The 4,446-nt window shown below is 68.8% G+C and carries 4 protein-coding genes and 1 pseudogene; 3 read left to right on the top strand and 2 right to left on the bottom strand.

The window, feature by feature from the left end; translation table 11 throughout:
• Window positions 1–93 precede the first annotated feature (93 nt).
• Window positions 94–477, top strand: a pseudogene (locus tag ABZ656_RS56710) (hypothetical protein); the annotation flags it as partial.
• A gap of 378 nt (window positions 478–855) precedes the next feature.
• Window positions 856–1,377 (top strand): hypothetical protein, encoded by a 522-nt coding sequence (locus ABZ656_RS56705; protein WP_101408657.1) that lies wholly within the window; start codon window positions 856–858, stop codon window positions 1,375–1,377.
• 275 nt (window positions 1,378–1,652) lie between these two features.
• Here the strand turns inward: ABZ656_RS56705 and ABZ656_RS56700 are convergent, their stop codons facing one another.
• On the bottom strand, window positions 1,653–2,330 hold the full coding sequence (locus ABZ656_RS56700) for a response regulator transcription factor (RefSeq protein ID WP_101408658.1): 678 nt from the start codon (window positions 2,328–2,330) through the stop codon (window positions 1,653–1,655).
• On the bottom strand, window positions 2,327–3,505 hold the full coding sequence (locus ABZ656_RS56695; RefSeq protein ID WP_360280390.1) for a sensor histidine kinase: 1,179 nt from the start codon (window positions 3,503–3,505) through the stop codon (window positions 2,327–2,329). Before ABZ656_RS56695 ends, ABZ656_RS56700 begins: the two co-directional genes overlap by 4 nt.
• A gap of 140 nt (window positions 3,506–3,645) precedes the next feature.
• On the opposite strand from ABZ656_RS56695, the gene ABZ656_RS56690 reads away from it, so the two are divergent.
• Window positions 3,646–4,332: a rhomboid-like protein gene (locus tag ABZ656_RS56690; protein ID WP_360280387.1), complete on the top strand. Its 687-nt coding sequence runs from the start codon at window positions 3,646–3,648 to the stop codon at window positions 4,330–4,332.
• Window positions 4,333–4,446 lie beyond the last annotated feature (114 nt).

The raw sequence follows: 4,446 nt of genomic DNA, 5'->3' as shown, positions 1-4,446 counted from the left end.
CCACCACGGTCTGACCAAGGGCCCGGAACCCAGCAACACCACACCCTGACACGCCGCCAGATCTCCACACACCCAACAACGTGACAGTGCCCTCCGGCGGTCACGCAGGCGAATCTGAAGTCGACGATCTGCCGCAAGGGCGGCTACACCTCCGGCATCCGGCCGTCCACGTCCGTCACCGGCAAGGAGAAGGCGCTCAACGCCGCCTCCTACGGCTACAAGGGCCGCATGGGCGACGCTGAGTACGACCACCTCATCAGCCTGCAGCTGGGCGGCGACCCGAACGATCCCCGGAATCTGTGGATCGAGCCGCCGGACCCGGGCCACAAGGCGGGCGGCGGGGTCAACAACGCGAAGGACCCGGTGGAGACGAAACTGCACACCGCCGTCTGCGCCGGCAAGGTCACTCTCGCGGCCGCGCAGAAAGCCATCGTCACCGACTGGACCACGGCCCTCGGCAGCCTCGGCCTCGGGTGAGTGCGCGGCGGCCGGAGGGAATGCCCTGCCGGGTTCTGGCAGCCCCTGATGGTCCTTTGGCGGTTGTGCGCAGGTGAAAGCCCCGGCTGGACGGGGGAGACCAGCCGGGGCCGTAGGTGGTGGCGTGCGGAGGGCGGTCGCCTCGCGGCGGAAGGCTCCATGGGGCTTCAGCCGGACGATCGTCCCCATGGGCTGTAGGTGAGGCCCGGGGACACTGTCCCCTCCGCAGCCACGCTTAGATGAACGGTCAACCGTCTCCAGATGTTCCCGCCCATCTCCCGGTTGCCAGTGTGAGCTGCATCGCGCCACCGGGGGTGAGGCGAGGGAGATTCGCTCTTTCGCCCGCACCTGGGTGAACTCGCACGTCAGGATGGGGAGATGCCGATCTCTCACGAGCCCGTCATGGAACTGATCCGCGCCTCGATGGATCCGGCGAGCCGCGCCGCGCCGCGCCCCGTCGACTCGCCCGCCGGCCGCCTCGTGTCGGCGGCCGCGCGCGCCGACACGGACGAAAACGGCACGGACCGCATCTTCCTGCTCGCCACCGGCACGACGGCCGCCGCGACTGGGCTCACGCTCGTGCTCGCGGACGAGACCGAGCAGACGGTCGACGAACTCCTCACCGCCATCGAGGAAGCCTCCGAACGCGGTGCGGCCGGAGGCGGTCCGAAGCTCAACGCGCTGCCTGTCATCCGGGCACTGCTCGCAGACCAGGCCAGCGCCGGCGAAGTGCTCGGGAGTACGTTCGCCCGGGACCAAGGCGAGTTCGTCGACCTGATCCTCGAACTCGCCGACTTCACCGCCACCTGCATCACCATCCGGGCAGCGCGCCATGGGACACCGGTCACCGAAACGCTGGCTGACCTGGAGGAGATGCTCAAGGAGTTCGTCGACGCCTGACCAAGGTCCGGCTCTCAGCCGGCTCGTCGGCTGGACAGGCTGCACCGGCCGCGAGGCTGTGGCACCGTAGGTCCGGGCCCGTCACCTTCCCCCGTGGTGACGGGCCCCACCTGTGTCAGAGGTCGTTTTCATATGTTTTGTGTCGCTTCACGCGCCACAGGTGGATGCTTGTGCCTCTGATGTGTCGGGTTCCGGCGGCGGGAGCAATCACCGATATCAGCTCCCCTTGGAACGCGACAGGCTCTGCCGGATGAGACGGGCAATATGGGCTTCCCTCACGTTCCGCGTGCACCCCAAGTACTGGCCAGTCCGCTTTCGTAGGCGGCGATGACGAGTTGGGCCCGGTCCCTGGCCCCCAGCTTTGTCAGCAGACGGCTGACGTGGGTCTTGACCGTGCCAACGGTCAGATACAGCTCGGCTGCGATTTCGTTGTTGGACAGGCCACGTGCGATCAGACCCAGCACGTCACGCTCGCGGCCGGTCACCCCGTCCAGGGCATGGGTGACCGGGCCTGTGTAGCCGGGGCGGCGGACGTAGGTCTCGATGAGCCTGCGGGTGACGCCGGGTGACAGCAACGACTCCCCGGTGGCGATCACCCGCACGGCGTCGATCAGGCGTGCGGGTGGAGTGTCCTTGAGGAGGAAGCCCGCGGCGCCTGCGCGGAGCGCCTCGAAGACGTACTCGTCCAGGTCGAAGGTGGTGAGCACCAGGACGTGGACGGGCACCGGAGACGGGCCGCCGAACAGCGCGCGGATGGCCTCGATGCCATTGATCCCGGGCATCCGGATGTCCATCAGGGCTACATCGGGGCGCAGTTCGCGGATCACCCTGACCGCCTCGGTCCCGTCGGCCGCCTCGCCGACGACCTGGAGATCGTTTTCCGACTCGAGCAGCACCCGGAACCCGGCACGCACCAGCGTCTCGTCGTCCACCACGACGACCCGCACCGTCATGCGCCCTCCAGATCGGCGCCCACGGGGAACTGGGCTGTTCGCTCGTCCGCGGCGTACGGCAGCCGGGCGGCGACGCGAAAGCCGTGCGGCGAGAGCGGGCCCGCGTGAACCTCGCCGCCGTAAAGGGCGGCGCGTTCCTTCATGCCGGTCAGGCCGTGGCCCTCGGTGATCGGGGTGGACGTGCGGCCGGCTCCGGCATCGACGACCGTGAGAGAAACCTCGCCCGGCGCGTGGGCGACCGTCGCCCGGGCGTGGCTGGTGCGGGCATGCTTGACGACGTTGGTCAGGGCTTCCTGCACGATGCGGTAGGCGGCGCGGTCCAGACCTCGGGGCACGGCGTGCGGGTGACCGCTGATCGTCAACTCGACCTGTACACCGGCCCGTCGGATCTGCTCGAGGAGCGTGTTGAGGTCGTCCAGGCCGCCGGGCAGCCATTCGGCACCGTCGTCATCGCGCAGGACACCCAGCAGCGAACGCAGCTCTCCCAGAGCATCCCTGCTCGTCGTCTCGATCGCGGAGAGGGACTTCGCGGCCTCGTCAGGTCGGCTGCCGATCACGTGGTGGCCGACGCCCGCCTGGACCGCGACGATGCTCAGGCTGTGCGCGACGACATCATGCAACTCCCGGGCGATACGCATGCGTTCCTCGACGAGGAGGAGCTGTGCCCGCTCTTCGGCCTGCTCGACCAGGCCTCGAGTGTAGGCGCGGCCCCGTCTGGTGGACCATCCGATCGCCCAGGCGGCGGCCTCGACAATGAGGCTTTGGCTCATCCCCGGCCACCCCCAGTAGTCGTGCCCTGTTATGCCCTGCATAGGGATCATCAAGGCGAGTTGTGCGGCGCCTGCCACCACGCACGCGTACGCCGCGACACGCGTGGGTCGGGCAACCGCCACCCCGTACACCAGCAAGGCAGTCGCCAGCACACCCGTCAGGCTGAGCGCGCCGTCGGTGGCCATCACCACCGACGCCACCGCCAGTGCAGGCAGTGGCAGCAGCCGCCGGACGGCGACGGCCGTGCCCAACGAGCACGTCAGCACGGTCTGCCATGCCGGCCAGCCCGTGCGGTGCGTGCCAAGCGTCCACCACACGACGTTCGACGCCATCAGGACCACGGCGAAAAGCACATCCAGCGCGATCAGCTGAGTCGGCGTCAGCTTCCCGGCATGGGACGCCACGTCATGCCTCACCATCATGCCTCGCATGCATCCGACCCTAGCCGGGAGGGCGATCATCCGCCTCTGTCCAGGGATAGAGATCAGCCGGTCATTCCGTGGTCAGATCCGCGGGGCGGGCACCCTCTGCCAGGGTCGGCCACATGGATCTCTCCCGGACGCCCGCCCGCCGATGGCTTTCCCCTGTGCCCTGGGGCTTCGCCCTGCTCGCCGCCGCGTCGTCCCTGACGTACGGCGGTGATCACGCGGTGAACGCCTGGGCATCGACCAACCTGGCCAATATGGGTGATCATCCTGTGGAGGCGCTCATCACCTCCGCCTTCCTGTTCGGCGCCGATCCCTGGGCCTGTCTGCGCAGCATCGCCCTCGCCGGGGCCATACTGGCGTTTCTCGTCATCCGGTTCGGCAACATGCGGGCGGTCGCGCTGATCGCGGCCGGCCAGGTCCTCGGCACACTGGTGAGCGAAGGGCTGCTGGCAGCACGGATCGCGGCGGGCCAAGCAGACCCGGCGCTGCGTACGACGCTGGACGTCGGCCCGTCCTACGTGATCGTCTCGGCCCTGGCCGCTGTGGCGGTAGCGGGGGCCAGGCGGTGGCACCGATGGACCGCGCTCGCCGCGCTCGCGGTGCGCGCACCGCACATCACGAGCGGCCTGACCACGCTGGGGGTCACTCCCGTCGGCCACGTGACAGCACTGTCCACCGGGATGCTGCTGGCATGGGGTCTGCGGTCGTCCGACGCCCGCCACCGCTACCTGCACCGACTGACGTTACGCGCAGCGCCGCTTCAGAGCGAGGAGCGTACCAATGGTCGGGCATTGTCAACTTGAGCTGGTGGCCTTGGGGCCAGGGGCCTGCCGATCAATAACTCATCGGTTTTCGTGGGCTGTTGGGTCGTAGGATGCGGGGGTGTCGGAGGGGACGAAGGCAGAGCTGGTGGACGT

The sequence above is a fragment of the Streptomyces sp. NPDC007095 genome (genome assembly GCF_040634475.1).
Lineage (GTDB): Bacteria > Actinomycetota > Actinomycetes > Streptomycetales > Streptomycetaceae > Streptomyces.
The sequence above is the reverse complement of the archived record's forward strand: the minus strand, read 5'-3'. Positions and strand labels throughout refer to the sequence as shown.